27 protein-coding genes are annotated in these 25,954 nt (G+C 64.9%); 20 read left to right on the top strand and 7 right to left on the bottom strand.

From position 1 onward, the window contains the following. Positions 1-27: 27 nt before the first annotated feature. Both ACM0PB_RS09625 and ACM0PB_RS09620 read left to right on the top strand, forming a co-directional pair. Positions 28-2,334: a tetratricopeptide repeat protein gene (locus ACM0PB_RS09625; RefSeq protein WP_414604795.1), complete on the top strand. Its 2,307-nt coding sequence runs from the start codon at positions 28-30 to the stop codon at positions 2,332-2,334. A 92-nt stretch (positions 2,335-2,426) separates the two neighbouring features. After that, entirely contained in the window at positions 2,427-2,885 is a 459-nt protein-coding gene (locus ACM0PB_RS09620; protein WP_069139100.1) for a YqhG/Tai3 family protein, read from the top strand. A gap of 41 nt (positions 2,886-2,926) precedes the next feature. On the opposite strand, the gene ACM0PB_RS09615 is transcribed toward ACM0PB_RS09620, so the two are convergent. Further along, positions 2,927-3,721, bottom strand: coding sequence for a cytochrome C assembly family protein (locus tag ACM0PB_RS09615; RefSeq protein ID WP_005415730.1), 795 nt, complete (start codon positions 3,719-3,721; stop codon positions 2,927-2,929). Positions 3,722-3,844: 123 nt separating this feature from the next. Here ACM0PB_RS09615 and ffh point away from each other — a divergent pair, with 123 nt between their 5' ends. The 11 genes from ffh (at position 3,845) to ACM0PB_RS09560 (ending at position 11,706) form a co-directional block, all read left to right on the top strand. Continuing rightward, on the top strand, positions 3,845-5,221 hold the full coding sequence (gene ffh, locus ACM0PB_RS09610) for a signal recognition particle protein (protein ID WP_014036403.1): 1,377 nt from the start codon (positions 3,845-3,847) through the stop codon (positions 5,219-5,221). 148 nt (positions 5,222-5,369) lie between these two features. Continuing rightward, positions 5,370-6,446, top strand: coding sequence for an NAD(P)H-dependent flavin oxidoreductase (locus ACM0PB_RS09605; protein WP_061479149.1), 1,077 nt, complete (start codon positions 5,370-5,372; stop codon positions 6,444-6,446). After that, complete coding sequence (locus tag ACM0PB_RS09600; protein WP_065178087.1) at positions 6,443-7,225, top strand: aminotransferase class IV family protein; 783 nt, start codon at positions 6,443-6,445, stop codon at positions 7,223-7,225. The genes ACM0PB_RS09605 and ACM0PB_RS09600 overlap by 4 nt, the downstream gene beginning before the upstream one ends. 127 nt (positions 7,226-7,352) lie before the next feature. After that, a complete protein-coding gene (locus ACM0PB_RS09595) occupies positions 7,353-7,955 on the top strand; it encodes a suppressor of fused domain protein (protein ID WP_065178086.1) in 603 nt (200 codons plus the stop codon). A 188-nt stretch (positions 7,956-8,143) separates the two neighbouring features. Beyond that, positions 8,144-8,404 (top strand): 30S ribosomal protein S16, encoded by a 261-nt coding sequence (rpsP, locus tag ACM0PB_RS09590; RefSeq protein WP_005415733.1) that lies wholly within the window; start codon positions 8,144-8,146, stop codon positions 8,402-8,404. 44 nt (positions 8,405-8,448) lie between these two features. Further along, positions 8,449-8,961 (top strand): ribosome maturation factor RimM, encoded by a 513-nt coding sequence (gene rimM, locus ACM0PB_RS09585; protein WP_005415734.1) that lies wholly within the window; start codon positions 8,449-8,451, stop codon positions 8,959-8,961. A gap of 8 nt (positions 8,962-8,969) precedes the next feature. Then, positions 8,970-9,728, top strand: a complete 759-nt coding sequence (gene trmD, locus ACM0PB_RS09580) for a tRNA (guanosine(37)-N1)-methyltransferase TrmD (RefSeq protein WP_005415735.1) — start codon at positions 8,970-8,972, stop codon at positions 9,726-9,728. A gap of 154 nt (positions 9,729-9,882) precedes the next feature. Continuing rightward, the gene (rplS, locus tag ACM0PB_RS09575; protein ID WP_005415736.1) at positions 9,883-10,284 is read left to right on the top strand and encodes a 50S ribosomal protein L19; all 402 of its coding nucleotides are present in this window, start codon (positions 9,883-9,885) and stop codon (positions 10,282-10,284) included. An 82-nt stretch (positions 10,285-10,366) separates the two neighbouring features. Beyond that, positions 10,367-10,747, top strand: a complete 381-nt coding sequence (locus ACM0PB_RS09570) for a DUF6404 family protein (RefSeq protein WP_049417408.1) — start codon at positions 10,367-10,369, stop codon at positions 10,745-10,747. 78 nt (positions 10,748-10,825) lie between these two features. Next, a complete protein-coding gene (locus tag ACM0PB_RS09565) occupies positions 10,826-11,260 on the top strand; it encodes a DUF1801 domain-containing protein (protein ID WP_065196535.1) in 435 nt (144 codons plus the stop codon). A gap of 38 nt (positions 11,261-11,298) precedes the next feature. After that, positions 11,299-11,706, top strand: a complete 408-nt coding sequence (locus ACM0PB_RS09560) for a DUF1801 domain-containing protein (RefSeq protein ID WP_065178085.1) — start codon at positions 11,299-11,301, stop codon at positions 11,704-11,706. 279 nt (positions 11,707-11,985) lie between these two features. On the opposite strand, the gene ACM0PB_RS09555 is transcribed toward ACM0PB_RS09560, so the two are convergent. Further along, positions 11,986-13,446, bottom strand: a complete 1,461-nt coding sequence (locus tag ACM0PB_RS09555; RefSeq protein WP_414604618.1) for an MATE family efflux transporter — start codon at positions 13,444-13,446, stop codon at positions 11,986-11,988. Between the two features lie 62 nt (positions 13,447-13,508). Between ACM0PB_RS09555 and ACM0PB_RS09550 the strand changes: the two genes are divergently transcribed. Further along, positions 13,509-13,748, top strand: coding sequence for a hypothetical protein (locus ACM0PB_RS09550; RefSeq protein ID WP_005415741.1), 240 nt, complete (start codon positions 13,509-13,511; stop codon positions 13,746-13,748). 9 nt (positions 13,749-13,757) lie between these two features. After that, positions 13,758-14,165 (top strand): RNA-binding S4 domain-containing protein, encoded by a 408-nt coding sequence (locus tag ACM0PB_RS09545; RefSeq protein ID WP_065178083.1) that lies wholly within the window; start codon positions 13,758-13,760, stop codon positions 14,163-14,165. Positions 14,166-14,203: 38 nt separating this feature from the next. Here the strand turns inward: ACM0PB_RS09545 and ACM0PB_RS09540 are convergent, their stop codons facing one another. From ACM0PB_RS09540 to mutS, 3 genes are all read right to left on the bottom strand, one after another. Continuing rightward, on the bottom strand, positions 14,204-14,806 hold the full coding sequence (locus tag ACM0PB_RS09540; RefSeq protein WP_065178082.1) for a DUF937 domain-containing protein: 603 nt from the start codon (positions 14,804-14,806) through the stop codon (positions 14,204-14,206). Positions 14,807-14,913: 107 nt separating this feature from the next. Next, entirely contained in the window at positions 14,914-16,557 is a 1,644-nt protein-coding gene (locus ACM0PB_RS09535) for a catalase (RefSeq protein ID WP_005415744.1), read from the bottom strand. A 189-nt stretch (positions 16,558-16,746) separates the two neighbouring features. Beyond that, complete coding sequence (gene mutS / locus ACM0PB_RS09530) at positions 16,747-19,368, bottom strand: DNA mismatch repair protein MutS (RefSeq protein WP_495495115.1); 2,622 nt, start codon at positions 19,366-19,368, stop codon at positions 16,747-16,749. A gap of 136 nt (positions 19,369-19,504) precedes the next feature. Here mutS and ACM0PB_RS09525 point away from each other — a divergent pair, with 136 nt between their 5' ends. The 5 genes from ACM0PB_RS09525 (at position 19,505) to ACM0PB_RS09505 (ending at position 24,614) form a co-directional block, all read left to right on the top strand. Further along, positions 19,505-21,397 carry a site-specific integrase gene (locus ACM0PB_RS09525; RefSeq protein ID WP_414604620.1) on the top strand — a complete coding sequence of 631 codons (1,893 nt, stop codon included), beginning with the start codon at positions 19,505-19,507 and terminating at the stop codon, positions 21,395-21,397. A 14-nt stretch (positions 21,398-21,411) separates the two neighbouring features. Next, positions 21,412-22,185, top strand: a complete 774-nt coding sequence (locus ACM0PB_RS09520) for a nucleotide-binding protein (RefSeq protein WP_414604621.1) — start codon at positions 21,412-21,414, stop codon at positions 22,183-22,185. 137 nt (positions 22,186-22,322) lie between these two features. After that, entirely contained in the window at positions 22,323-22,766 is a 444-nt protein-coding gene (locus ACM0PB_RS09515) for an ankyrin repeat domain-containing protein (protein ID WP_414604622.1), read from the top strand. 579 nt (positions 22,767-23,345) lie between these two features. Continuing rightward, a complete protein-coding gene (locus ACM0PB_RS09510; protein ID WP_414604623.1) occupies positions 23,346-23,621 on the top strand; it encodes a hypothetical protein in 276 nt (91 codons plus the stop codon). An 18-nt stretch (positions 23,622-23,639) separates the two neighbouring features. After that, complete coding sequence (locus tag ACM0PB_RS09505) at positions 23,640-24,614, top strand: hypothetical protein (RefSeq protein WP_414604624.1); 975 nt, start codon at positions 23,640-23,642, stop codon at positions 24,612-24,614. 713 nt (positions 24,615-25,327) lie between these two features. On the opposite strand, the gene ACM0PB_RS09500 is transcribed toward ACM0PB_RS09505, so the two are convergent. After that, positions 25,328-25,537, bottom strand: coding sequence for a DUF2274 domain-containing protein (locus ACM0PB_RS09500; protein ID WP_414604625.1), 210 nt, complete (start codon positions 25,535-25,537; stop codon positions 25,328-25,330). 56 nt (positions 25,538-25,593) lie between these two features. Next, the gene (locus tag ACM0PB_RS09495; protein ID WP_414604640.1) at positions 25,594-25,929 is read right to left on the bottom strand and encodes a helix-turn-helix domain-containing protein; all 336 of its coding nucleotides are present in this window, start codon (positions 25,927-25,929) and stop codon (positions 25,594-25,596) included. Positions 25,930-25,954: the final 25 nt, after the last annotated feature.

Below are 25,954 nucleotides of genomic sequence, written 5' to 3'. Positions count from 1 at the left end.
CTTCGCTAGACAGGAGCAATTATCCCCATGGACATCTGGAACTGGGTCGAAAAGCTGCAGGGTGACCTGCGCCAGGCCGGCCAGGCGCAGAACGCGCACCTGCTGAACCGTCTCGCCGACGAGGTCAGTGAACTGCAGATCGACCGCGTCGATGCGCTGCTGCCCGAAGCACGCGCCCTGGGCAAGGCACTGGACAACCCGTGGGTTGACGTCTATGTCGGCCACTGGGCGCTGCGCAACCGCGTCGGCAACCGCGTGGAAGGCGAGAGCGCACTCGGCGAAGCCGTAGCGCTGTTCGAGCGCGCGCACCGCGAGGACATCCTGGAATGCCCGCAGTCGATCTGCGTGACCCAGGACCTGGCCGCCTGCTATGGCAACATCGACGGCCCGGGCTGGGTGCCCGAGCGCATCGAGGTCTGCGACGAAACCCTTGGCCGCATCGATCCGAGCTGGGCCTGTTTCCAGTGCCTGAGCTGCGAGAAGGCCGATGCGCTGCTCGATGATGGCCGTGGCCAGGAGGCGCTGGATTACCTGCAGGTGCAGGCCGATGCCGTGGAAGCCTGTGGCAAGGAAGTGTTCGACAGCTTCCCCGAGATGCAGATCAAGATCCTGCTGGGCATGGGCCGTGCCGACGAGGCACTGGCGCTGATCGAGAAGCGCGAGGCTGAAGTGGCAGCCTCCGGGGAGTACGAACCGGCCAACTGCACGGTGCCGCGTCGCTTGTCCAAGGCCTGGGCGCTGGCCCAGCTGGGCCGCGACGAAGAGGCGCTGCAGCAGCTGGTGCCGTGGAGCGAGCTGACCCCGAACTACTGGCGGCTGTGGGCAAACACCGCCGCAGCACTGTGCCAGCGTGATACCGCGCGCAATACGTGGGATCTGGGCACGCGCTTCAACACCATCATCGAGCACTTCGCACGGGTCGGTTCGCACCGCCTGCTGATCGAAGTCGCGGCGCTGAGCCTGGAGCTGGCGCTGCAGCGTGGCGCGCGCTGGGTCGCACTGCGGCAGCTGGAACTGGCCCGCACCCATCTGGCGCAGCTGCGCCAGGATCGGGGTGCTGCGGCGCTGGTGGCAGGCCTGGCCGCGCGCATCGAGGCATTGCCGGACGTCGCGCCGCTGCCGGTGCCGGCGGGCGAGCTGCTGGCATGGCTGGACGCGCAGGGCGAACAGAACCAGTCGCGCGATCCCGAGCGCGAAGCGCAGTGGTTGCTGCAGGCGCATGCCGAGCTGCCCGATGACGAGGCGCTTGCCGAGATGGCTGCCTCCGCGCTGAATGCCTGCGGCGCGCAGGCCGAGGCGCGGTCGCTGCTGTGGCGGTTCGTACGCGGCCATGTGCAGCACGATGGCCCCGCGGCCTACACGCTGATGCGCTGGCTGGCCGAACAGGGCGACGACGACGGACTGCACCAGCTGGCCGATCTCTATCGCGGCAGCGTGCCCGTGTTCGCGCACTGGTGCGAGGTGCAGCGTGCACGCCGCGTGTCCGACTGGCCGGCGCTGGAGCAGGCGGCCCGATCGCTTCTGGAGCTGTCTCCGGGCTCGCACGGCGCGCGCGGCACGCTGGCGCGCATGTACATGGAAACCGGCCGTTTCAGCGAGGCCCAGGCCTGTTATGCACAGCTGGTGGAGCTGCTGGACGAGCCCAATGCCGCGCATTGGGACCACATGAGCGCAGCCAGCGCCGCGCGCGACTGGGACGCCGTGCGCCGCTCGGCGGCGGCGCTTGGCATGGAATTGTCCAGCCAGGATGGCGTGGTCGAGGAGCCGTGGGGCTGGGTGATCATCCGCAGCGAAGAAAACGGCGAGCCGATGGAGTACTACGCCCGTCGCAGCGGTCCGGTGACCGCGCGCATCGTCGAGAACGCGCCGTCCAACCGCGCCCAGCAGGTGGGCGACTGGGTGGTGTTCGATGCCGCGCTGGTGCATCCGGCACCAGAGGAGGAGGAAGCACGCGAGCATTTCATCCCGACCTATGCGCAGGTGCATGTGCTGGAGCGCGGCGGCTTCGCCCGCAGCTGGATGATCGATGGCGCGCACCCGGGCGAAGATGCCTGGAATGCCTTCGTCGAGGCGGCCGAAGCACAGGGCTGGAAGGTGTGGTCACACAGCCGGCCGGACTACACCGTCACCGACCCCGATGTGGAAGAGGGTACGCTGCCCGGCCTGCTGTTCACCGTGGCCCAGCCGCAGGACCACGCACCGCTGGCACTGCACCGCTTCCTGCAGCAGCACACCGCGACGTGGCCGCATCCGCATTGCTGGCTGCGCCTGGCTGAAGCCTGTGACCAGGATCGCCAGCCGCATCTGGACGTGATCGAGCGTTACGGGTTGTAGGCCGGATATCGGGTAGTGCCGGCCGCTGGCCGGCAGCACCGGGAGATCCTGTATTGCCGGCCAGCGGCCGGCATTACCTCAGGGAAAAATACATGCGAAAGACAGGGATGTTGATGATCGCCGGGCTGCTGCTGGCCCCTGCCGTGCAGGCGTCACCCGCCTGCCAGGAACCAGAGGCGGTGGCCCGCGCCTTCTACGAGGCAACGACGGGCGATGGTGATCTGCTGGAGCCACCCCCGGCGCTGGTCAGCCCTGCCTTCGGCAAGGCACTGCGTGGAGAGCGCGCCTGCCAGCAGCGCGAAGAGGGCATCTGCACCATCGATTCGGATCCGTGGCTGGATGCGCAGGACGGTGACATCGAAACCCCGGTGCGCTACAGCTGGAAGGAGGCTTCGGCCTCCGCCGGCCAGGTCGAGATGCGCTATTCGGTGTGGAAGAAGGCCTACCTGACCCGCTTGCCGATGGTGCGCCACGGGCAGGGATGCTGGCAGGTTGATGACATCGTCACCAACAGTGGTCGTTCGGTGCGGAAGATCCTGGCCCAGCCTTGACGGTAGCGCCGGTGGGTGCGGACCGTTGGTCGGCACACCGCCTATCGCGAATGCCCGAACACCAGTTCGATCACGAACTGGCTGCCGAAGAAGGCCAGCAGCAGCAACAGCATCGCCGCCAGCGTCCAGTGCACCGCCTTCATGCCGCGCCAGCCGTAGCGCCGGCGGCCGATCAGCAGCACGCCGAACACGATCCACGACAGAACGCTCAGCACGGTCTTGTGCACCAGCTTCTGCGCCAGCAGGTCGTCGACGAACAGCACCCCGGTGACCAGGGTCAGGGTCAGCAGCGCGAAGCCGACGGTGATCACCCGGAACAGCAGTGATTCCAGGTCGGCCAGCGGCGGCAGCGCGCGCAGCCAAGGCCGGAACTCGCGGCGGCGCAGGGCGCGTTCCTGCAGCCACAGCATGATCGCCAGCAGCGCGGCGATGCTCAGCGTGGCGTAGGCCAGCAGGGCCAGCCAGGCGTGGCTGGCCAGGCGCCAGCCCAGCACCTTGCTCGGTTCGTGGCCGTAACCGTGGTAGGCCAGCAGCAGCACGGCGGCCAGCGGGAACACCACCACGCCCAGCGCCGACATCCGCCCGCGCGCGCCGACCAGCGAAGTCAGCCAGGCCATGCCCAGGCCGACCAGCGACAGTGCGGCGAAGAAGTGCATGTCCGGCCCGCCGTTGGTGCGCATCGCCACCATCACGTGGTAGCCGCCGTGCAGCAGCATGGCGGGCAGGGCCGGCCACAGCCAGATGGGGGAGCCGGTCGTCTCATCGCGGCCAAGCGCGCGCACCAGCAGGGCACTGGCAGCCAGGTAGAGCAGGACGGCGATGAGAACGATTGTCATCGTTGCAGTTTCGCATACCCCCGTGATGCTGGCGACGGCCCCGTGGCCGCAGTCCGGGGAGACAGCCAGACCCGTTATACTGTCTGCCCTTATTGTCCCCCGCTTTCAGACAGGTTGCGCCGCATGTTCGAGTCCCTGACCCAGCGCCTTTCCGGCACCATCGAGCGCCTGCGTGGCCGCGGCCGCCTGACCGAGGAGAACATCCGCGAGGCGACCCGCGAAGTGCGCATCGCGCTGCTCGAGGCCGACGTTGCGCTGCCGGTGGTGCAGGCGCTGATCGAGCGCATCAAGGTGCGCGCGGTCGGCCAGGAAGTGCTGAAGTCGCTGACCCCGGGCCAGGCGCTGATCAAGGTCGTGCGCGACGAGCTGACTGCGGTGATGGGCGCTGAAGCCAGCGACCTGAACCTCAATGTGCCCGCTCCGGCCATCATCCTGATGGCGGGCCTGCAGGGCGCCGGCAAGACCACCACCGTGGGCAAGCTGGCCAAGCACCTGAAGGAAAAGCGCAAGAAGAAGGTGATGGTGGTCTCGGCCGACGTCTACCGTCCGGCCGCGATCGAGCAGCTGAAAACCCTGGCCGAGCAGGTGGGCGTGCTGTTCTTCCCGTCCAGTGCCGACCAGAAGCCGGAAGCCATCGTCCGCGCAGCCATCGACGATGCACGCAAGTCGTTCGTCGACGTGCTGCTGGTCGATACCGCCGGCCGCCTGGCCATCGACGAAGCGATGATGGCCGAGATCAAGGCCCTGCACGCTGCGGTGAATCCGGCCGAAACGCTGTTCGTGGTCGACGCCATGACCGGCCAGGACGCGGCCAACACCGCCAAGGCCTTCGGCGATGCCCTGCCGCTGACCGGCGTGGTACTGACCAAGACCGACGGTGACGCCCGCGGCGGCGCCGCGCTGAGCGTGCGCTACATCACCGGCAAGCCGATCAAGTTCGTCGGTGTCAGTGAAAAGCCGGAAGGCCTGGACGTGTTCCACCCGGACCGTATCGCCAGCCGCATCCTTGACATGGGCGACGTGCTGTCGCTGGTCGAGCAGGTCGAGCAGCAGGTCGACAAGGACAAGGCCGCCAAGCTGGCCGAGAAGGTCGCCAAGGGCAAGAAATTCGACCTGAACGACATGCGTGACCAGCTCGAGCAGATGCAGAACATGGGCGGCATCGGCGGCCTGATGGACAAGCTGCCGGGCCTGGGCAACATCCCCGACCATCTGAAGCAGCAGGTCAGCCAGGGCAAGGAAGTGCCGCGCATGATCGCTATCATCGGCTCGATGACCAAGAAGGAACGGCGCAATCCGAACCTGCTCAACGGCTCGCGCCGCGCGCGCATCGCCAAGGGCTCGGGCGTGACGCCGGCCGACGTCAACAAGCTGATGAAGCAGTACATGCAGATGGAAAAGATGATGAGCAAGATGGCCGGCGGTGGCATGAAGGGCATGTTGCGCAGCATGAAGGGCATGATGGGCGCCATGGGCGGCCGCGGCATGCCGTTCCGTTGATGACGGCCCCGTCCGCAATCTGATGTAGCGGCCGGGCCCACGCTCGGGCGGCGGCGCACAAGCGCCGCAGCAGGCCGTCGGGCAGCAGGCTCGACTCTTCCCCTGTCCTGCGCGCACCATGGGGGCCTGTCCGAAACGATGGGCCGTCATGCAGAGTTCCGCTGTAGCTTCCCGCGCCGAGGCGTTCTGCCGGCGCTTTGGCGTTTCCGTTCCGATCCTGCTGGCACCGATGGCCGGTGCCTGCCCGGTACCGTTGTCGGCTGCGCTGGCCAACGCCGGCAGCATGGGCGCAATGGGCGCGGTGTTGTCCTCTTCGGCCGATATCGGTCGCTGGATGGATGACTTCCGCGCAGCCTCCAGCGGTCCGGCGCAGGTGAACCTGTGGATGCCGGACCCTGTACCTGCCCGTGACGTTGCCGCCGAGGCCGCCAGCCGCGCCTTCCTCGCGCAATGGGGCCCGGAGGTGCCGGCCAGCGCCGCCGACGCCACGCCGGCCGACTTCGAAGAACAGTTCGCCGCACTGCTGGCGGCGCGTCCTGCGGTGGCCTCGACCATCATGGGCGTGCTGTTGCCGCGCCACGTGCAGCAGTTGAAGGACGCCGGCATCGCCTGGATCGCCTGTGCCACCACCTTGTCCGAAGCGCGCGCGGCACAGGACGCCGGCGCCGACGCGGTCGTGGCGCAGGGCGCGGAGGCCGGCGGCCATCGTGGTTCCTTTGATCCGGCGATGGCCGAGCGCCAGCTGGTGGGACTGTTTGCGCTGCTGCCGCGCCTGGCCGATCAGCTGCAGATTCCGGTGATTGCCGCCGGCGGCATCGCCGATGGCCGTGGCATCGCTGCCGCACTCACCTTGGGCGCCAGTGCGGTGCAGATCGGCACCGCCTTCCTGCGCACGCCGGAAGCGGCGATCGCTTCGGCGTGGGCCGATGGGCTGGCCGCCAGCGAACCGGAAGATACCTGGCCGACCCGCGCCTTCAGTGGTCGCCTGGGCCGTGGCCTGGCGACGCCCTATGTGCGCGCCGCTGCTGCAGAAGGCGCCCCCGCGCCGCGTCCATACCCGGTGCAGCGCGGCCTGACCGCCCCGATGCGCAGGCAGGCGGCACAGGAAAATCGTCTGGCGGCGATGCAGGCCTGGGCCGGGCAGTCGGCGTGGATGGCGCCGGCGCAACCGGCCGCCGACGTGCTGCGCGGCATGTGGGAACAGGCGCAGGCACTGCTGCCATGATGGTGAGCTGCAACGGCCGGGCGGCGCAGGTGGAAGACCTGCTGCCGGCGCTGGTGAACTATGGCCACTTCACTTCGCTGCAGGTGCGTGGTGGTGCAGTGCAGGGGCTGGGCCTGCATCTGGCGCGGCTGTCACAGGCTACGCGCGAACTGTTCGGCAGCGAACTGGACACGGTGCAGGTGCAGGCGTGGATGGCGCAGGCATTGCAGCAGTCAGGGCAGGCCGATGCCTCGTTGCGGGTGACGGTGTATTCGCGCCACTTCGATTTCCGCAATCCGCTGGCGGCGGTGCCGGTGGACGTGCTGGTGGCGGCGTCCGCGCCGGTGACGCTGACCGCCTCCAAGCGAGTGCGCAGCGTGGCCTGGCAGCGTGAACTGCCGCAGATCAAACATGTGGGCACCTTCGGCCTGTTCGCCGAGCGCCGCGCGGCGATGGCGGAAGGATTCGACGATGTGCTGTTCGTGACCGTCGATGGCGAAATGAGTGAAGGCAGCACCTGGAACCTGGCCGTGCACGATGGTGAACGGCTGCTCTGGCCGCAGGCGCCGGCCCTGCGCGGGACCGCCGAGGCGCTGCTGAAGCAGCATTGGCCGCGGGCGCAGGCCACGCAGCCATTGCGGCTGGCGGATATGGCTGGCGTGAAAGCAGCTTTTGCCTGCAACGCCAGTGGTCTGTGGGCGCTGGAGGCCATTGACGGGCATGTCCTGCCCGGCTCGCAGGCACTGGCTGAACAGGGCAGGGCGGCGCTGGCGGCGGTGGCTTGGCAGCCGCTTTCCTGAACGAGGCGCGTGGTTGCCGATCGCTGCGCATAGCCGGACGCTACCTTGAAGCGTTGCAGCCGGTAGCGGCGGGCCAAACCCGGCAGATGCTTCCGCAGCGAACAACACTCAGGAGTTCCAATCAGATATGGGTACGGTCACCGAGCAGCATCGCGCGGTAGCGATGCACGCAATCAAGGTCATGGGCGGTGAGGGGCGGCCCAAGGTCCAGGCCTTTCACGATGATCATCGCCTGCGTTCGGTCGATATCCTCACGACGTTCAGCTCTCCGGAAGCAGGGCTGAAGTCGATCTCGTCCATCGGTCTGTCGGATTTTGTTTTATGTCATGCGGAGGGACACGAACTGAAAACGCGCGTCGAGCTGTGCGCGTGTGCAGAACAGGACGCACTGCATTGGGACAACATCGTCGCCTCGACGGCTTTCGCAATCATGCGTGATCGTGCGGCGGTGCAGCCTGGTAGCGTGATTCCCGACATCCTGCGGGACTACTTCCCATCGACACGGATGCCACACGTCTATCTGGTGCCGCCCTTTTTCTGGAATGACGCCAGGTTCCCGGGACTGCAGTTCCCGCCGGTGGCGATCAACTGGCTGCAGTGCATCACCATCCACGAATCCGAGCGGCAACTTGTCGAGCGGATTGGCGGCGATGCATTTGATGACCTGCTGCAGCGGCACGAGGTAGATGTGCTGGACATGCATCGGGCGCCTGTCGCTGGAGCACGTTGACGTTATCGCCATGGGGACGTCGGCGGGGTAAGTCAGAAGTCGATCACATTGCTGAACAAGAGCCGCCGGGCATGGCCCGGCGCTACCGTGAGGGCGCGGCGTCATATGGGGTTGGCTGGGCCGGGCTCTGCCGCTATAATCGCCCGCTTACCTCGCCATCCTGGCGACTGGGCAATAGGAAAAACACCATGGTCAAGATTCGACTGACCCGCGGCGGCGCCAAGAAGCGTCCGTTCTACCACATCATCGTCACCGACGTGCGCAGCGCGCGCGACGGCCGCAACATCGAGCGCGTCGGCTTCTACAACCCGGTCGCCCAGGGCGCCGAGAAGCGCATCGAGCTGGACTTGGCCCGCGTTGACCATTGGGTCAAGAACGGCGCCCAGCCGACCGACAAGGTCCGCAACCTGATCAAGGAAGCGACCAAGTCCCAGGCCGCTGCGGCCTGATCCTGACGGGCCACGCTTCGGCGTGGCCCTCTTGGTTGAAGCAGATGAAAGATATCGAGCGCCGCATCCTGCTGGGCAGGGTTGTCGGCGCTTTTGGTGTGCGCGGCGAGATCAAACTCGAGTCCTGGACCGAGCCACGTTCCGCCATTTTCCGTTACCAGCCATGGATCGTGCGCAGCCCATCCGGCGTGGAAACCACGGTTGAAGGTGTGCGCGGCCGCGACAGCGGCAAGCACCTGGTGGCCCGTTTCCCCGGGGTCGAGGATCGCGATGTGGTCGAAGCGATGCGCGGCACCGAGATCTACGTGGCCCGCAGTGCCTTGCCGCCGCCGAAGCCCGATGAGTATTACTGGGTGGACCTGGAAGGCCTGGATGTGAAGACCACCGAGGGCGTCGCCCTGGGCCAGGTCTCGCACCTGTTCAGCACCGGCGCCAATGACGTGGTTGTGGTCCGGGGTGACCGCGAGCGGATGATTCCGTTCGTGCAGCCGGACTTCGTCAAATCGGTCGATTTCGAGGCCAACCTGATCGTGGTCGACTGGGATCCCGAGTTCTGAGTGTGAGCATGCGTTTCGACGTCATCACCCTGTTTCCCGAGTTCCTCGCCCAGTCCGCTGGACTGGGCGTGGTCGGGCGCGCGCAGGAGAAGGGACTGTTCAGCCTGCATGGCTGGAACCCCCGTGATTACGCCGAAGGCAACTACCGCCGGGTGGACGACCGTCCGTTCGGCGGTGGCCCGGGCATGGTGATGCTGATCGAGCCGCTGCAGGCCTGCCTGCAGGCGATCCGCGAGGCCGATCCAACCCCTGCGCGGGTGATCTACCTCAGCCCGCAGGGCGCGCCGTTGACCCAGGCCAAGGTGCGGGAACTGGCGGCGCTGCCGCGCATGGTCCTGCTCTGTGGCCGCTACGAGGGCATCGACGAGCGTTTCCTGGAGGCCAATGTCGACGAGGAAATCTCCCTCGGCGACTACGTGCTGTCCGGGGGCGAGCTGGGCGCGGCGGTGATCATCGACGCCGTGGCCCGCCTGCAGGACGGTGCCCTGAACGATGCGGAGTCGGCGGCGCAGGACAGCTTCGAGGGCGACCTCGGTCTGCTCGACTGCCCGCATTACAGCCAGCCGGCACAGCACCCGCTGGGGGACGTGCCGGAGGTGCTGCGCTCGGGCAACCACGCGGCCATCGCCGCCTGGCGCCGCCAGCAGTCGCTGCTCCGGACCGCCCAGCGGCGCCCGGACCTGCTGGATGAACAGGCACTGGGCAAGGCCGACCGCAAACTGCTGGAGCAGGGCCGCCAGGCCCGGAACCAGAAGGCCAGCCCCTAGCGCAGGGCTGGCTTTATCGGCTATCATGGCCAATTCCCGCCAGCCCCGGTTGGCGCGCGCAGTACCCAAAACAAACGTGCAGCACAGTCCGGTGACTGCATGAGCCCACGTTGTCGATACGACACGCCCACCCGAACAAGAATCGGTGTAACCCATGAGCAAGCTGAACAAGTCCATCGTCGCGGAATTCGAATCCGCCCAGATCACCCGTGAACTGCCGAAGTTCAGCCAGGGCGACACCGTTGTCGTCAACGTGAAGGTGAAGGAAGGCAGCCGCGAGCGCGTGCAGGCCTACGAAGGCGTCGTCATCGCCACCAAGAATGCCGGCCTGAACTCCTCGTTCACCGTCCGCAAGATCTCGCACGGCTACGGCGTCGAGCGCGTTTTCCAGACCCACAGCGCCATCATCGACTCGGTCGAAGTGAAGCGTCGTGGTAAGGTCCGCGCCGGCAAGCTGTACTACCTGCGTGGCCTGGAAGGCAAGGCTGCCCGCATCAAGGAAGACCTGGCTGCCGCTGCTGCCGCCAAGGCTGCCCGTCTGGCCGACAAGGCCTGATAAACAACTTCGGTTGTTGCCGCGACGGCCACCTTCGGGTGGCCGTTTGCGTTTCCGGCATCGCATCGGCCACGATCAGCTGATGAACGATATCAACCCGCGCTATCCCGCCGTGATCCAGTCGGCGCTGCGCTTTCTCGACGGCAAGGGGCTGGCGCGCGTGCAGTCGGCGCCGTTGCTGCACCGCCTGCTGTGGCGCGCGGGCATCGCGCTGCCACCACCGATCCTGGCTGGTTTTGGTACCAATGCGCTGGTGCAGGGCCTGCTGTTCGGGCTGTTCTGGACCGCGCTGATGTGGCTGATGCTGTGGCAGGGCAGCGAGCGCCCGCTGGCGCTGTTGCTGGTAGCCGGTCTGTTGGCTGGCGCGCTGTTCGGCATCGTGATGGCAGCGCTGATGCGCTCGCTGCGACGCCACCGCAAGCTGCCGGACTGGCGCCGGTTCCGCGCACGGCAGGCGGACTGAGCCGATGGCGCACTGCGCCGTGACCACCCGGCGGGCCTGCGCTAGGCTGCAGCTTCATCCCGATGGACGTATCGTGCGATGCCTGCCAAGCGAACCGCACCTTCCACTGCGCCCACGCTGCTGTCCGGTGGCAACCCGCAGATCGCCAAGGGCGAGGGCGATGCGCCCGTGCAGGCATACATCGCCGCCATGCCGGACTGGAAACGTGCGATCGGCGCGCGACTGGATGCATTGATCGAGCAGGCCGTACCTGGCGTGCACAAGGCGGTGAAGTGGAACTCGCCGATGTATGCGGTTGCGCCGGGCGAAGGGTGGTTTCTCAGCTTCCATTGCTTCACCCGCTACATCAAGGTGGCGTTCTTCCGCGGCGCGGCACTGGCGCCAGTGCCGCCCGAGCCGTCCAGGAGCGCCGATACGCGTTACCTGCACATCCCGCAGGACGGCCTGCTGGATGAGGCACAGTTCCTCGACTGGGTGCGCCAGGCCGCCGCGTTGCCCGGCGAGCGCATGTAACCCCGACCTTCTCATTCCTTTCCCGACGAGAGCTCCTGATGGCCACGCATGCCCCCAACCCGGCCGATGCCGGAACACCGGCCACCGAGTTGATCGATGCACGCATCGCCGAGTTGGCAGACTGGCGCGGTGAAACACTGGCACGCGTGCGTGCGTTGATCCATGAAGCGCTGCCCGACGTGCAGGAAACCTGGAAATGGCGGGGTACACCGGTGTGGGAGCACAACGGCATCCTGTGCACCGGCGAGACCTACAAGCAGGCAGTGAAGCTGACCTTCGCCAACGGTGCGGCGCTGGCCGATCCAAAGGGGCTGTTCAACGCAAGCCTGGACGGCAACACGCGGCGTGCGATCGACATCCATGAAGGCGCGATGCCGGATGCCGCTGCGTTCAAGGCGCTGCTGCGCGCGGCGGCGACGCTCAACGCGGCGAAGAAGAAGCGGTAGAGCCGGCCGCTGGCCGGCTGCTTTGCGATGCTTGCGGAGGGGTTTGAAGTTGCCGGCCAGCGGCCGGCACTACCGTGGTAATCCCCGGCGGCGAAGAAGCGGTAGAACCGGCCGCTGGCTGGCTGTTCTGCGATGCTTGCGGAGGGGTTTGAAGTTGCCGGCCAGCGGCCGGCACTACCGTGGTAATCCCCGGCGGCGAAGAAGCGGTAGAGCCGGCCGCTGGCCGGCTGTTTTGCGATGCTTGCGGAGGGGGGGGAAGTTGCCGGCCAGCGGCCGGCACTACCGCAGCGGTGCGGCATCCGGGTCGGCCACCGGCGAGGGTGGGCAGGCGGGAATCTCAGAGGGCGTGGCCAGTTCTTCGGCATGCGAGGGCTTGCCCATCATCTTCGCCTTGCGCCAGCCGCCCCAGCGGTAATACGCCAGCGACAGCAGCATCGACACCAGCGAGCTGACCGGGAAGCTCAACCAGATCGCATCGGCGCCCCAGTACGGCTGCAGCAGTTCGGCGAACGGCACGCGCACGCCCCACAGCGAGCCAGCCAGGATCAGCAGCGGCGGAATCACCGCGCCGGTGGAGCGCACTACGCCGGAGATCACGAAGCTGACGCCGAAGAACAGGAACGAGCCGATCACTACGTGGTTGAGGTGGCGCGCGACCTCCAGCGCTTGGCTGGCCGGTGGCAGGAACAGCGCCAGCAGCTGGCGATCGAACAGCACCAGCGGCAGGATCAACGCGCCGGTCAGCAGGAAGTTGAACAGCACGCCCTGGCGCGCGGTGCCGCGCACGCGATCCCAGCGCTGCGCCCCCACGTTCTGTGCGGCCATCGAAGAGCACGCTGCACCGATCGCCATCGCTGGCATCTGCAGGTAGTTCCACAGTTGCAGGGCAGCGCCGTAGCCCGCGCCGGTGTCGGTCCCGTACTGGTTGACCATGGTCATCAGCAGGATCACCGACAGCGAGATCAGCACCATCTGCAGGCCCATCGGCACGCCCTTGACCACCAGCGCCTTGAGGATGGTCATGTCGAGCTTGAACAGGCGCATGTCGGCGCGGCCCAGCCACAGGGTGTGGCGCTTGTGCCGCATGTACAGCAGCAGGCCGGCCAGCGACAGCGTCTGCGCGACCAGCGTGGCCCACGCCGAGCCGGCGATACCCAGCGCGGGAAACGGCCCCATGCCGAAGATCAGTACCGGGTTCAGCACGATGTCCAGCGCCACCGACACCATCAGGAAGCGGAACGGCGTACGCGAGTCACCGGCACCGCGCAGCGCGGCGGTGAGGAAGGCGAACGCGTACAGCGTCGGCATCGCCAGGAAGATGATCTGCAGGTAGGCCTCGGCCAATGGCAGCGAAGCGGCCGGCGTGCCCATCGCCGCCAGCAACGGATGGGCCATGAACCAGCCGGCGAGGGCGATGGTCACCGACAGGCCGATGAAGAAGGTGGCGCTGGTGCCGACCACGCGCCGCGCCTGCACGAGGTCGCGCGCGCCGATCGCCTGGCCGATCAGGATGGTGGAGGCCATGCCGAAACCGAACACCGAGCCGATCAGGAAGAACATGATGTTGTTGGCGTTCGCGGTGGCGGTCAGCGCCGCCTCGCCGAGGAAGCGCCCGACCCAGACCGCGTTCACCGAGCCGTTCAGCGACTGCGCGATGTTGCCCGCCAGGATCGGCAGGGAGAACAACAGGAGATTGCGCCCGATCGGGCCGGAGGTCAGGTCAAGCGGTGCCTTGGCCATGGAGTGGTGATCGAATCCCGGGAGGCGCACACTAGCACCAAGCCGGTTTGCGGGATGTGGCAATGCATCAACGACTGCAGGTGGAGCGGAGGCTGGCGCTGGCCTTGATCAGCGTCGGATTGGCCGCATGTTCGATGGACGACCGGCTGGGTGATACCCAGATCCGGCCAACCGACCGTCCCGAGTGTCTGGTCGGCAGCCAGCGCCAGGACCTGGCCTCCGGGGTGCGGCCATTGATCGGCGGCACCGGCTGCCGGGCCGACCCGGACAACCCGCGTCCCCTCAACAAGCCACTGGAGTAGCCTGCCCCCATGCCCGAGCTTTCCCCGCTGTCACCCAGTGTCCGCCTGGACATCTGGTTGTGGGCGGCCCGTTTCTTCAAGACCCGCAGCCTGGCCAAGCAGGCGATCGAGACCGGCAAGGTCAGCGTTGCCGGGCAGCGTCCGAAATCCTCACGCGCGGTGCGCGTGGGCGAACAGCTGCAGGTGGATCGCGGTGAGGAGCACTTCGAGATCCAGGTGCTGGGCCTGAGTGATCAGCGCGGGCCGGCGCCGGCCGCGCAGCAGCTGTATACCGAGAGCGAGGCGTCCAAGGCCCGGCGCGCCGAACAGCGCGCGCTGCGTATCGCCGCGCGTGACGGGTTCCAGCCGCCGGAGCACAAGCCGGACAAGCGCGCGCGCCGGTTGATCCGCGCGCTGGGCGATATTGACGCGCTGTAAATGATGCGGCGCCGGACCGGGTCCGGCGCCCGCAGGCGTCAGCGCTTGCCGCCGAGCAGGCTGCCGCCGATCTTCAGCAGATCGCCCACGCCGAGCTGGCCGTCACCGTCCTGGTCCAGCAGGCTGCCGAGCAGGCCACCGGCAAGACCACCCTGTTGCTGCACGTGCTGCTTTTCCTGGCCAAGCGCCTGGCTGAGCGAGCCGGCATCGGCCTGGCCGCCACCGAGACGCTGGGCGAGGAAGGCCATCACGATCGGTGCGAGGATCTGCAGCAACTGGCTGGTGCGGCCGCTGTCCAGCTGGGTAGCCTGCGCCAGCCCGCTTTCGACCTTCTGCTGGCTGCCGCCGAAGATGTGGCCGAGGATGCCGGCGCCATCGCTGGCGGCACCACCGCCACCGCCACCCAGTACCGAGCCGAGCACGCTGCCCAGGTCCAGGCCGCTGTGGTTGTTCTGCAGTGCGCCGAGCAGCGCCTGTGCGCCCTGTGGCTGCGAGGCGTTGTTGCCCAGCGCGCCCATCAGCACCGGCAGTGCGGCGCTGATCGCACCGGAAGCCTGGGTATCGCTGATACCGAGCTGCTGGGAGACCTGCTGCAGCGGCGCGCCCTGCAGTTTGGCGAGAAGTTCATCGGTCAGGCTCATCTGCGGATTCCTTGATTGGGGTGGGGCGTGCAGAAGGTACGACGCGGACCGTTAAAACGGCGACGCCGCCTCACAGGGGGGCGGCGTGCCTTACACGGGGAGGGCGATCAGAGCTCGATGTCTTCCGCGCCCGGGGTCGCAGTAGGGAAGTCCGCTTCCGGTTGCGCCGGCTTGAACGGATCCGATGGCTGGCTGGCCAGCGCCTTGAGGGCTGCGGCGACGCCGGCACCGTAGGCCGGGTCGGCCTTGCTGCAGTTGTCGATGTGGCGCTGCTTGATGAAGTCCGGTGCATCGCCCAGGGCGCGGGCGGTGTTGGCGAACAGGCGGTCCTTCTGTGCCTGGTTGTAGCTGCGGAACAGCGCACCGGGCTGGCTGAAGTAGTCGGCGTCGTCCTCACGGAAGTTCCAGAAGTCGGCGTCGCCGCGGATCTTCATCGGCGGTTCGCGGTACTGCGGCTGTTCCTGCCACTGGCCGTAGCTGTTCGGTTCGTAATGCGGCAGGCCGCCGTAGTTGCCATCCACGCGCATCGCACCATCGCGGTGATTGCTGTGCACCGGGCAGCGTGCGGCGTTCACCGGAATCTGGTGGTGGTTCACGCCCAGCCGGTAGCGCTGCGCATCGGAATAGGCGAACAGGCGTGCCTGCAGCATCTTGTCCGGCGACGGGCCGATGCCCGGCACCAGGTTGCTCGGTGCGAACGCCGACTGCTCCACGTCCTGGTACCAGTTGACCGGGTTGCGGTTCAGTTCGAACTGGCCCACTTCGATCAGCGGGTAGTCGCTCTTCGGCCATACCTTGGTCAGGTCGAACGGATGGATGCGGTAGGTTTCCGCCTCCAGCTCCGGCATGACCTGGATGAACAGCTTCCACTTCGGGAAGTCGCCCTTCTCGATCGCGTCGAACAGGTCGCGGCCGTGGCTTTCGCGGTCATGGCCGACCAGGATCTGCGCCTGCGCGTCGGTTAGCGATTCGATGCCCTGCTGGCTGACAAAGTGGAACTTGACCCAGAAGCGCTCGCTGTCGGCGTTGGTGAAGCTGTAGGTGTGCGAGCCGAAACCATGCATGTGGCGGAAGCTGCGCGGAATGCCGCGGTCGCTCATCACCACGGTCACTTGCAGCAGGGCTTCGGGCAGCAGCGTCCAGAAGTCCCAGTTGTTGCGCGCGCTGCGCAGGTTGGTGTGCGGGTCGCGCTTGACCGCTTTGTTGAGGTCGGCGAACTTGCGCGGGTCGCGCAGGAAGAACACCGGCGTGTTGTTGCCGACCAGGTCCCAGTTGCCTTCTTCGGTGTAGAACTTCAGTGCGAAGCCGCGGATGTCACGCTCGGCGTCGGCGGCACCACGCTCGCCGGCCACCGTGGTGAAGCGCGCGAACATCTCGGTCTGCTTGCCCACCTTCTCGAACAGTTTGGCGCGGGTGTACTTGCTGATGTCGTGGGTGACGGTGAAGGTACCGAACGCACCCGATCCCTTGGCATGCATGCGGCGCTCGGGAATGATCTCGCGGTTGAGGTTGGCCAGCTTTTCTAGCAGCCACACGTCTTCCATCAGCAGCGGGCCGCGCGGGCCAGCGGTCTTGCTGTTCTGGTTGTCCACCACCGGTGCGCCGAAGGCCGTGGTCATCGGCGTGACCGGATCGTCGCCGTGCTTCTGCTTCGGCGTCGTGCTCAGCTCACGCTGCTGCTGGGCGCCTTCTGCCGGCGACGGAGCGGTGTGATACGGGCACTTGGGACTGTTGTTATCGGACTGGCTCATGGCTGGCTCCTGCGGGTGAAGACGGGGTGGAACATCTTCACTCGACTTTAGCTAGGGCCAGATGAAATGAATAATCGAATGATCCGTTCAGATTGATAGATTCTGTCAATTGAAACGCAAAATCGGATTTGCAGAGACTTTCAAGAGGCCTCCTGCATGGCAGCCGGAGGCCGTCTCTATGCGTTGCAGTCACAGCAGCGCTTTCAACCGGTATAGGGCTTCCAGCGCCTGCTTGGGCGTCAGTTCGTCCGGGTCGATCGCCGCCAGCGCTTCCTGCGCCTTGCTGGCCGGGGCGCTGAACAGGCCGAACTGCTGCGGCGCATCCAATGCCTGCGGCGCCAGCTCGGCGGCATGGCTTTCACCGCCGCGCTGCTCCAGCTCGGCCAGGCGCCGCCGTGCCTGCGCCACGGTAGTGCGCGGCAGGCCGGCCAGTGCGGCCACCTGCAGGCCGAAGCTGCGGTTGGCCGGACCGTCCTTCACCGCGTGCATGAACACCAGCGCTTCACCGTGCTCGACGGCATCCAGGTGCACGTTGGCAATGCCGCTGCGGCCGCCCTCGTGTTGTTCGTCGGCCAGCGCGGTCAGCTCGAAGTAGTGGGTCGCGAACAGCGTATAGCAGCGGTTCTGGTAGGCCAGGTGACGTGCGACCGCATCGGCCAGCGCCAGGCCGTCGTAGGTGGAGGTGCCGCGGCCGATCTCGTCCATCAGCACCAGCGAATGGGCGGTGGCGTGATGCAGGATGTAGCTGGTCTCGGCCATCTCGACCATGAAGGTCGACTGCCCGCGGGCGAGGTCGTCACCGGCGCCGATGCGGGTCAGGATGCGGTCGATCGGACCGATAACCGCACGGCTGGCCGGCACGAAGCTGCCGATGTGGGCCAGCAGCACGATCAGCGCGTTCTGCCGCATGTAGGTCGATTTACCGCCCATGTTCGGGCCGGTGATGACCAGCATGCGACGGTCGGGATGCAGGTCCAGGTCGTTCGGTTCGAACGGCTGCTCACGCACCGCTTCGACCACCGGATGGCGGCCACGCTCGATCTTCAGGCACGGTGCCGTTTCCAGTTCCGGCCGCGACCAGTCCAGCGCCTGCGCGCGCTCGGCGAAGGCGGCCAGCACGTCCAGTTCGCTCAGCGCAGCGGCGCACTGCTTCAACGGTTCCAGCTGTTCGCCGAGGGTGTCCAGCAGCTGCTCGTACAGGTATTTCTCGCGCGACAACGAACGGTCGCGCGCGGACAGCACCTTGTCTTCGAACGCCTTCAGTTCTTCGGTGATGTAGCGCTCGGCATTGGTCAGCGTCTGGCGGCGGGTGTAGTGCACCGGCGCACGGTCGGACTGGCCCTTGCTGATCTCGATGTAGTAGCCGTGCACGCGGTTGTAGCCCACCTTCAGGGTGGGAATGCCGCTGCTTTCGCGTTCGCGCTGTTCCAGATCGACCAGGAACTGGTCAGCATGGGTGGACAGGCGGCGCAGCTCGTCCAGCTCTTCATCGAAGCCGTCGGCCAGCACGCCGCCGTCGCTCAGCTTCAGTGGCGGCATTTCGGCAATGGCGCTGGCCAGCAGCTGCGCGCACGCGTCATGCTCGCCCAGCGCGGCGTGCAGGGCCTGCAGGCGCGGCGAGTCCAGTGGCGCCAGCACCTCGCGCACGGCGGGCAGCAGCCCCAGGCCATCACGCAGGGTGGAAAAATCGCGCGGGCGCGCCGAGCGCAGCGCGACGCGGGTGAGGATGCGTTCCAGGTCGCCCAGGCGGCGGAACTGTTCGCGGATGTCGGCGTCGCTGCCGCGATCGATCAGGGTTTCCACCGCATGGTGGCGCTGCACCAGCACCTCGCGCAGGCGCAGCGGGCGGTGCAGCCAGCGCCGCAGCAGGCGGCCGCCCATCGGCGTCACCGTGCTGTCGAGCACGCCCAGCAGGGTATTGCGGGTATCGCCGTCGACGCGCGTATCCAGTTCCAGGTGGCGACGGGTGGCGGCATTCATCGCGATCGCCTCGCCGGCGGTTTCCATCGCGATCGAAGTCAGGTGCGGCAGGCGCTGCTTCTGGGTTTCCTCGACATAGCCGAGCAGGGCACCTGCGGCAGCGGTCGCACGTGGCTTGTCATCGATGCCGAAGCCGCTCAGGTCATGCAGCTTGAAGAAGTTCAGCAGCTGGCGGCGGCCACTGTCGGCATCGAACAGCCACTGCGCACGGCGGCGCACGCCGGTGCGCTGGCGCAGGAACTCCGGCCAGTTTTCTTCGTCGGGCACCAGTAGCTCGGCCGGCTCCAGTCGGGCCAGTTCGGCTTCCAGCGCATCGTCGGTTTCCACTTCGTTGACCAGGAAGCGGCCACCGGCCAGGTCGGCCCAGGCCAGGCCGTAGCCCTGCTTCGTGCGCGACAGCGCCATCAGCAGGGTGTCACGGCGCTCGTCCAGCAGCGCTTCGTCGGTGACGGTTCCGGGGGTGACGATGCGCACCACCTTGCGTTCGACCAGGCCCTTGGCCAGCGCCGGGTCACCGATCTGCTCGCAGATCGCCACTGACTCGCCCAGCGCCACCAGCCGTGCCAGGTAGCCCTCGTAGGCATGCACCGGCACGCCGGCCATCGGAATCGGTGCGCCGCCGGAGCTGCCACGCTGGGTCAGGGTGATGTCGAGCAGGCGCGCGGCCTTGCGCGCATCGTCGTAGAACAGCTCGTAGAAGTCGCCCATGCGGAAGAACAGCAGCAGGTCCGGGTACTCGGACTTGGCTGCGAAGAATTGCTTCATGAGGGGCGTGTGCTCTGCACTGGCCTTCGATGTAGACGGTTTCGCTTTTGAATCAGTAGTTTGCAAGAGAACTTCCTACGGTTTGTAGCGGTCGATCCCGGCAGCTGACGGCAAGTAACGGGGTTCTTCGTTGCGCCGCAGTTGCGGTGATCACTCAAAGAGGATCAAATCGATGTTGCGACGGACAGACGGCGGATCGACCATGGATACGGTTGTTGCGGCGCAGGCAGAGGCCCCGCGCCGCCGAGGCACCAAGTTTAAGCTGACCTACCGGCAAATCTGCGAGTTGAGCGTGGCCAAAGGCCCGGTCGAAGGCAAGCAGGGAAGGGTGGTCATCGCCCCTCGACTGCCCGAAGACGCCGGGAAGCCTTACCGCGTCCTGGACGGCAATCAGGGCGCGCCAACGGGCTTTGGCTTCTACGTGGGCACCACCCGCACCACTTACGAAGTCGTGGTCCGAGGCCCGGCCGGGGTTCGTCGGTTCTCCCTGGGCAGCGTCACCGACATCGGACCGGAGCAAGCCTACGAGCTGGCGCGACGGAAGTTGGCGGTCGTTCGAGAAACGGGCGAGCATCCTTCGAAGGAAGAGGCCCGAGCCGAGCAGCTGGTGGAGCTGAAGGGGCTGACGCTAGCGGATTGCTTTGCGGCCTACGTTGAGGACCTGCAGAAGCGCGTGCGCAACAAGAAGGCCAAGCCCGCAAGCATCCGAGCGATCCAGGACAGCCTGGCGCGGTTTGCCCGCCCGGAAGTCGGGCTCGCGGACAAACCGATCCTTCAGCTGTTGGACAAGGACATCCACCGTGCGTTCGACGGCCTGCGGCGATCGTCCATGGTGCGCTCCAACCGGATCCCCACCCCGATGCGCCAAGCGCTGGCTGATCAGCCGGATTGGGCCGCACTTTCCACGCAACAGCTCGAAGCGTTGGGCGTGACCGGGAAGTACATCCAGCGAGTCAAAGCGGCGGGTCTAGCATCGACCGAGCACGCGTTTACGGACGCCAAGAGAGCGATCGACCTGGTGCTGAAGCGGGAACGCAAAGCGGCGGCTCAGCAGCAGCGGGAGCCGGTGCTGCGTTACAACCCGTTCCAAGTCATCCACGACGACGACATGCTGCGGGACTCGCAAGCACTTCGCCGGCACTACGAGCGCGCGGAAGTGCGCAATCCGTTGGGGGACGACACGCTGCCCACCGTCCTGAAGGTGATTTTGGCCAGGCGGGACGAGCAGGGCGGCTTGAACGCCACCGGCGCGGACTACCTGCTGCTGACCCTGCTCTGGGGCACCCGCCGCGGCGAGGCCGCTCCCCTGTGCTGGTTTGACCGGTGCTCCCCGGGCGAGCTGCGCCAGTCGGAAGTGTCCTGGGTCTGGTTGGCCGGGCCGGATGAGGTCAACCCTTACACGAGGCGGGCAGGGTCTCAGGTCTACCTGTTTGACACCAAGAATGGCGAGGAGCGCTACCTGCCGGTGGCCTACTTTGCTGAAAAGATTTTGCAGCGGCGTTTCGACGAGCGCGCGGACGAAACCAGGCTCAAGCAAGACTTGGCGGACGCGGAAGAAGTGTTGGCCGCCGCCCGAGCCAGGCGTGCTCGCCGGGATCTGCTGGACCGGCTGGAAAAGGAGGTGGAGAGGGCGCGCCGCGCGCTGGCCAAAACCATGTTCGTGTTCCCCGCCCGATCGGACCGAAGCACGACGGGGCACTACTCGGACAGCAAGAGCATCGTGGCAAACGTGCGCCGGGACGCAGGGTTGCTCGATCTGCGGGCAGAGGTGGACATTGGTCTGACCCTCCACGACCTGCGCCGCACGCTTGGTCGCTACGCCGCCCTCCTGTTCGGCGAGAGTCGGATTGTGTCTCAACTGCTCCACCACCGCACGTTGGGCCGCGGCGAGGATCGCATGGCCGCTGTCTCCGAACGCTACACCGAGCAGGAGTGGTCCAAGCTCCGCGAGGCCATGGGCCGGGTTGAAGAGCATATGGTGGCCACGAGTCCCCGTGTTTGGAATCGTTTGAAGGGGACGGACAAGCCTCGGCTGGACGAGTCCGGCGATGCCCCAGTCTCGATTTTCTCGGCAAAAAACCGGCGTGACGCCTAGCAAGGAGCGACCCAATGGAATGCCAGCGTAAAGAAGAGGACTACCTGGAGCAGCGCTCTGCGGCACTGGATGCTGAGCTGACCAAAGCCGCCGCAGGCTTGCCGCCTCCGACCATCAGCAGCAAGGCAGCGGCGCGTTATCTGGGCGTCCACTTCGACACGCTTGGAGAGTGGCGCCGTCGAACGCCTCCTGCAGGGCCGCCCTTTGTGAAAGGCGCCGGCCGCGCTGGTGGAGGGGCGAACGAGCATGTTCGTTACCCTTACACCGAACTTGTCGCTTGGCAGGCCTCGCGCGTGGGGCGCAGCGTCAAAGAGCGTCGCCTGATCGACGAACTGGACGCAGCCCAGCAACGGGTCCGCGAGCTCGAAATCGAGTTGGCCCTCCGGCAGGCCCGGGACGATGCCAGCCGGCTGCAGAAGAAGTTGGGGCGCATCGCCACGCTGGCCACGCTCGATGACATTGCCGTGGTTACCCATGAATGGGCATTGGTGGATGGCTGGGTGGCTGGGCATGTCCTGGTGGTGAGCGACCAAGTGCTCAGCGGTGCGCTTGAACGGGGTGAAGTGTGGGATGCCACGGTTGAAGGTGCATTGCAGGCGCCCTGGATCAACGGGGAGACGCGTGAGCCCTACCATGCCGCCTACGCCAACGTGCTTCAGATAGTTGTGCAAAAACTTCGCGAAGCCCAGGCAGCCCAGCGGGCCAGCGATCTGGAGGCGCGTTGGGTACCAGGGGATGCGATGGGTGTGCCAGAGCGGCCTTTTGCCCGAGACAAAGAAGTGTCGTGACGCGGCAGACGGGTCAGGGGGGGGCGACGACGACGGGCATGTCTTACAGACAGCGCGCAATTGGCCTGAGCCGATGTCGGGGCGCGTAGCACCCACTTGGATAGGCGATGGTCCTTCAACCTCAGAGAGGAAAAGACATGAACACAAGCATTGCAGCCGCCATGGGCTTCGACGACCTCTACGGGGGCAGTGAGGCTTTTCGCGAACGCTTCGATGAGATGCTGGACGCAGTGAAGGCGCTGCCAGAAGGCCTTCAGGAGCGTGGGCGGTCACTGATGTATCCCCAGCTGCACAACGCTTGCGTGATGGGTGATGTGGAGCTGGTGAGGGCGCTTTTGGCTACCGGGCTGGGCCCGGACGCGTATACCTACACAGACGACGAAGAGGATCAGCCGCCCTTGGTCTGGCTGGCCCGTGACGGGGAGCTCGATTTCGAGGTTAAGTGTCAGGTCGCCGAGGCACTGATTGGTGCAGGGGCGAGCGTGGAAGAGGGGGATCCAGAAGCGGAGGCTAAGGACGTTGGGGACGACGATTTCGCTAGCTTCCTGCATGCCAAGAGTCTGTTTTCTGGCAAGGGCTGATACGTCGTCATCAGCGCTTTTGCCTGCCGCCATGCTCACCCTCACTGAGTCATTCCAGTGGGGAAAAAGGGGGGATCGACTCTAGTCTAACTTCTTGACCCTGCAGTAGATCGTAGATCAGGAGAGTGTTCTGCTCTTTAGGACCTACTGTTGTAGGGCTACTGACGGTTGTCCTAGCGTGCTTTCGGTCAGAATTCCCACGACCTGTTTGCACCGCGGGGCGAGGAGTTGAGGGCTTAAAACGGATGTCAGCGGGTCGCAGCCCTGATCGATCCGGATCTCATTCGGTTGGGCCTCTATGAGCGTATGGCGCGGTCAAATTCCTGCAGGAGACGAACTTGCTCCTGGTGGCTGAGCTTTGACACGAAGCATGGCCATGCAAACCGGCCTGGCGCGCGTTCTCACGCTACCTCATCAGGCCGGGGGTCACGGGCGCGGGGCGGTGGCAGGGCTTGCTCCAAAGGCCCTGACGGGAGTCCGTCATACAGCGTTGGCTGGGCTTCGGATGGAACAGTGTGGACTGGCTACCTGCGCTGAAGAATCGGCGGCAGATTCTCCGGGCACGAAGCGCGGGGAGCCGTGCGCTTGCCAGCTGTCGAGAATTTTGCTATTATCGAATCAGGTAAAAAAGGTTTATTTGTCATGAATTCAAAAACTTCGACAGTTGACCTGATCAAGCGAACATTGGACAAGAGGTTCGAGGGACAGTCGGTGTCCTATGTGACTTTCAAAGGGAATCACCTTGAGCTGGATCTCAAGGGATTTCTGGCTTCAGAAAAAGGAAAGTCAGCACTTGAGGAGGAATTAGATGCGTCCGATCGAGTTCCTTTCTTCTCGGGTCGGCGAATTAAATAGGCGAAGGAGAAGGCACGGATGCCGTATAACATACTTCTTTTGCCTCTCCTTGCGGGTTATTTTTTTCTAGCTAAAAGCAGGTTAAGGACTTACTCGACAGCAAGGCTGCCAAAGGATCAGCTTCTTTTATCGGCAGCATTGGTTGGTTTTTTTCTTCTGCTCAGTAGTAGGCTTGTTTGTCTTGTTTCTTTGAGGACGGAATTGGGTCATCGCGTTGCGGTTGCCCTCCATGAGGTTGCGCCATTTCCGTATATCGGAACTGCACTAGGGACATTAGCGATTGCTGCAGTTTTGGTATGGGCAGGGAACTTATTCGTAACTGAAAAAGTTGCGGGTTACTGGCTATATCACCGCCGCGAACTGGATCCGTTAACTAGGGTTTTATGGGGAAGTATTGTCGGTGCTGCGCCTAAGACGCCGCCGGGTGGATTGGCTTTGACTCTAATTCTAGCTAGGGCGATGTTTGGCGTCTTGAGAGATGCGGCTTCAACGCAGGGCTGGCGCCTTTATTTTTTGGAGACACCTTGGCGTGAGTTCCCTTCCATCTTTGAGGCGCTAAGGGATCGGGCTGTTGAGCTTTCTGGCATGGATCATGGTGTGCCTAGAACTATCATGATTAACTTGAAAGACGGGAAGGTCATGGTCGGGTACACGGTTGATTTGCCCACAAACAAGCATGATAGTGAGTTCGCTACGGTATCGCCGATCTGGACTGGGGTAAGGAATTCTGAAGGTCGCGTCAAGAAAATAATTGATTACAAAAAATCGCTCACGCAGGACAAAGACGATGTGGATGGTGCGAAGGACCCTAAGGACTTTTCAAGGGTGATTCGGACTTCTGAGATCCTTTCGGTATCCTTTTATTCTCCTGATGCTTTTGTTATCGATGAGGCTGAAGAGAAGGTGGAGGAAGAGTTGGGGGGTGAGGTCTCCATTAGGCCGAGTGGTGAGGGTTATTTGTCTAGGTTTGTAAATTTTCTAACAGGCAGGTGAGGCGCGTATCATTTGTTATCTGATACTCGTCTGATCTATTTGAAGATGACGTGTGTGTTGGCCGAGGAAGGCTTAGTGACGCCTTGGGGCGCTCTACTGAGGGCTCAGTCTGTCTTCAACTGCGTTCAAGCTGCCATTCGGCACCATCGATGACATTTGGCCTCTGCGCGGCTGCGGGTTTGCAGTCCCCAGATAAGCAGGGCAATGAGCAGGTCTACCCTCGCCGTGATACGCGATTTCAAAGACGTTGTGAGCCTACTTTGGCAATACAACCAACACTTCAGTGCTAAGCAGACGGCGAGAATCATGGTTGCCGTGCTTTCCAGCATTCTGTGAGGATTGGGGAGCGGGCGTCCGGAATAGAAGTACCCATGCTTCCTGACTTGCGGTTTGGGAAACAAGCCAGGCCTTCGTCGAGTCCTTTCCGCAAGTCGCGTAATACCCAAGACCGTATAAACGGAAATATTTTGGCTCTAGCTCATGCCCCTTTTAGGGTATCTAGCGCCGTGGGTTGGGAGCCTCATAAGGGCCTTGCGAGTCCCATCACGGCGCGTTGAGGCCAAGACGGTGGCTGGGGAGAGGTGGTCTAACGACCTCGGCCACTAGCTCGTATCCAGGTTGGCTATGTCACTAGACGATAGAACGAGCCGTTCCTATAGCAAGTTTGGATGATCTGGTCGCCACGGAATGTTGCTGCGACGCTCTCAATCGCTTTACAACGGCGCGCTTTTTTTATCTGTCCCGCTTAGTAAATTTCTTGTATTCCCGATCCCCGCAATGAACGCCTCTAGCATGTGAGGGATCAGCGTCGTGGCATCGACCCTATCTCCAAACGACTGTGGGTGAAATACGGCGTAGCGATCTAGGTCCGGTTTCAGTCCGATCCGCGATCCATATCTCCCTCCCGAATGAGAGAAGATCATCTTCTGCTGGCGTCGCAGTGGATGAGACTACCGATGCATCAATTCGCGGGCCCGGCCTATTCAGCGTCCGCCAACAGGCGCTCAATGGCTTGCTTTCGCTTGCCCGGCGGAAGCGCGGTCAGTTCTTCGAGAGCTTGAGACAGCTTGGCCTGCTGGGCCTCGCTTTGGACGCCCAACGCCAAAATCGCGTCCGCCATCGCTGGCGTCGTCGCCAACAAGTAAGCGGGAGGCACATCCAGCGCCTGCGCCAGCTCGAACAGTGCTTCTAGGCTCACCGTCATCGATTCGCTTTCATAGCGACTGATGCGAGCCGATGCGGTGTCTTTGTCCAGGCCCATCCTGACCCCCACTTCGCGCTGGCTGAAGCCTCGAAGGATCCTGGCTTGGCGCAGTCGCGCCGCCACGATTCCTCGCGGA

Source organism: Stenotrophomonas sp. AR029, from assembly GCF_047520695.2.
Classification (GTDB): Bacteria; Pseudomonadota; Gammaproteobacteria; order Xanthomonadales; family Xanthomonadaceae; genus Stenotrophomonas; species Stenotrophomonas sepilia.
Note: the sequence above shows the minus strand (reverse complement) of the source record. Positions and strands in the feature narration are given on the sequence as shown.

Coding starts and splice junctions, on each gene's coding strand:
- ACM0PB_RS09625 (WP_414604795.1), top strand. CDS start 28: ATGGACATCTGGAACTGGGTCGAAAAGCTGCAGGGTGACCTGCGCCAG.
- ACM0PB_RS09620 (WP_069139100.1), top strand. CDS start 2,427: ATGCGAAAGACAGGGATGTTGATGATCGCCGGGCTGCTGCTGGCCCCT.
- ACM0PB_RS09615 (WP_005415730.1), bottom strand. CDS start 3,721: ATGACAATCGTTCTCATCGCCGTCCTGCTCTACCTGGCTGCCAGTGCC.
- ffh (WP_014036403.1), top strand. CDS start 3,845: ATGTTCGAGTCCCTGACCCAGCGCCTTTCCGGCACCATCGAGCGCCTG.
- ACM0PB_RS09605 (WP_061479149.1), top strand. CDS start 5,370: ATGCAGAGTTCCGCTGTAGCTTCCCGCGCCGAGGCGTTCTGCCGGCGC.
- ACM0PB_RS09600 (WP_065178087.1), top strand. CDS start 6,443: ATGATGGTGAGCTGCAACGGCCGGGCGGCGCAGGTGGAAGACCTGCTG.
- ACM0PB_RS09595 (WP_065178086.1), top strand. CDS start 7,353: ATGGGTACGGTCACCGAGCAGCATCGCGCGGTAGCGATGCACGCAATC.
- rpsP (WP_005415733.1), top strand. CDS start 8,144: ATGGTCAAGATTCGACTGACCCGCGGCGGCGCCAAGAAGCGTCCGTTC.
- rimM (WP_005415734.1), top strand. CDS start 8,449: ATGAAAGATATCGAGCGCCGCATCCTGCTGGGCAGGGTTGTCGGCGCT.
- trmD (WP_005415735.1), top strand. CDS start 8,970: ATGCGTTTCGACGTCATCACCCTGTTTCCCGAGTTCCTCGCCCAGTCC.
- rplS (WP_005415736.1), top strand. CDS start 9,883: ATGAGCAAGCTGAACAAGTCCATCGTCGCGGAATTCGAATCCGCCCAG.
- ACM0PB_RS09570 (WP_049417408.1), top strand. CDS start 10,367: ATGAACGATATCAACCCGCGCTATCCCGCCGTGATCCAGTCGGCGCTG.
- ACM0PB_RS09565 (WP_065196535.1), top strand. CDS start 10,826: ATGCCTGCCAAGCGAACCGCACCTTCCACTGCGCCCACGCTGCTGTCC.
- ACM0PB_RS09560 (WP_065178085.1), top strand. CDS start 11,299: ATGGCCACGCATGCCCCCAACCCGGCCGATGCCGGAACACCGGCCACC.
- ACM0PB_RS09555 (WP_414604618.1), bottom strand. CDS start 13,446: ATGGCCAAGGCACCGCTTGACCTGACCTCCGGCCCGATCGGGCGCAAT.
- ACM0PB_RS09550 (WP_005415741.1), top strand. CDS start 13,509: ATGCATCAACGACTGCAGGTGGAGCGGAGGCTGGCGCTGGCCTTGATC.
- ACM0PB_RS09545 (WP_065178083.1), top strand. CDS start 13,758: ATGCCCGAGCTTTCCCCGCTGTCACCCAGTGTCCGCCTGGACATCTGG.
- ACM0PB_RS09540 (WP_065178082.1), bottom strand. CDS start 14,806: ATGAGCCTGACCGATGAACTTCTCGCCAAACTGCAGGGCGCGCCGCTG.
- ACM0PB_RS09535 (WP_005415744.1), bottom strand. CDS start 16,557: ATGAGCCAGTCCGATAACAACAGTCCCAAGTGCCCGTATCACACCGCT.
- ACM0PB_RS09525 (WP_414604620.1), top strand. CDS start 19,505: ATGGATACGGTTGTTGCGGCGCAGGCAGAGGCCCCGCGCCGCCGAGGC.
- ACM0PB_RS09520 (WP_414604621.1), top strand. CDS start 21,412: ATGGAATGCCAGCGTAAAGAAGAGGACTACCTGGAGCAGCGCTCTGCG.
- ACM0PB_RS09515 (WP_414604622.1), top strand. CDS start 22,323: ATGAACACAAGCATTGCAGCCGCCATGGGCTTCGACGACCTCTACGGG.
- ACM0PB_RS09505 (WP_414604624.1), top strand. CDS start 23,640: ATGCCGTATAACATACTTCTTTTGCCTCTCCTTGCGGGTTATTTTTTT.
- ACM0PB_RS09500 (WP_414604625.1), bottom strand. CDS start 25,537: ATGATCTTCTCTCATTCGGGAGGGAGATATGGATCGCGGATCGGACTG.